The organism is Bacillus sp. mrc49 (assembly GCF_002803435.1).
Genome location: NZ_PHNG01000124.1, coordinates 1 through 986, shown reverse-complemented (window position 1 = coordinate 986; position 986 = coordinate 1). Strand labels below are relative to the sequence as shown.

The following is a 986-nucleotide window of genomic DNA, read 5'->3' as shown; positions in this document are numbered from 1 at the left end:
GCATGCAAGCAACCCTTCTTCAAATATCTTCTCTCATAAATCTTCAATATTCCTTTCTGATAGGGGGAGATGACTCTGACAGAGCATTACTACTCACAAAAACCGGATGTCGTAAGCAATCCGAAATTTTGGGATTTTACATTAAAGGGACGTACCTTTCGCTTCAAAAGTGATAATGGTGTATTCTCGAAAAAGGAAGTCGATTTCGGATCGCGCCTTTTAGTTGAGAGCTTCACCCTTAATGAGGCTGTGGATGGAAATATTCTGGATGTAGGCTGCGGATACGGGCCAATCGGAATAACAATCGCGGCGTCCTATCCCGAGAGAACGATAGAAATGATTGATATTAATAGCAGGGCTGTTGATTTGTCAAAAGAAAATGCCGCTTCTAATGGGATTGCAAATGTGAAGATTTTTGAAAGCGACCGTTTTGACAAAGTAGGCTCCAATCAATTCGCTGCAATTCTTACGAACCCTCCCATTCGCGCAGGTAAAAGTGTAGTCCACGAAATTTTAGAAGAAGGCTATCGCAGTTTGGCAGCTGGTGGAGAATTATGGGTGGTCATTCAAAAAAAACAAGGCGCGCCATCCGCCATGGATAAAATGGAGCAATTATTTGGAAATGTTGAAGTGCCGTTGAAGAAGAAAGGTTACTATATACTATTATCCAAAAAGGTTTGACTCTAAATTTTCGCTATGTTAGTATTATAAAATGCATATATATAATTCCGTAACTATGCAATTTTTATACCATTGGTGTATAACCAATGGATAATATGGGAAAAATATATAAATAATAGTTCGTTTTATGAGAAATAGTGGTTTTTAAAATAAAAACCATTTTCTTTTTGTCTATGGAAAGGATTTCTTTTCCGGGGCAAATGGATCCTTATAACGCTTGATTTAAGGGGTGAATCAGTTGACAGGTCAACTTGTTCAGTATGGACGACACCGCCAACGTAGAAGTTATGCAAGAATCAGTGAGG

The 986-nt window shown here is 38.6% G+C and carries 2 protein-coding genes; both read left to right on the top strand.

Annotated features, from left to right (window positions below; genetic code table 11):
• Positions 1-75: 75 nt before the first annotated feature.
• On the top strand, positions 76-681 hold the full coding sequence (locus CVN76_RS00850; RefSeq protein WP_100530089.1) for a class I SAM-dependent methyltransferase: 606 nt from the start codon (positions 76-78) through the stop codon (positions 679-681).
• 238 nt (positions 682-919) lie between these two features.
• A partial coding sequence (locus CVN76_RS32250; protein ID WP_442857521.1) for a hypothetical protein occupies positions 920-986 on the top strand: 67 nt, incomplete at its 3' end.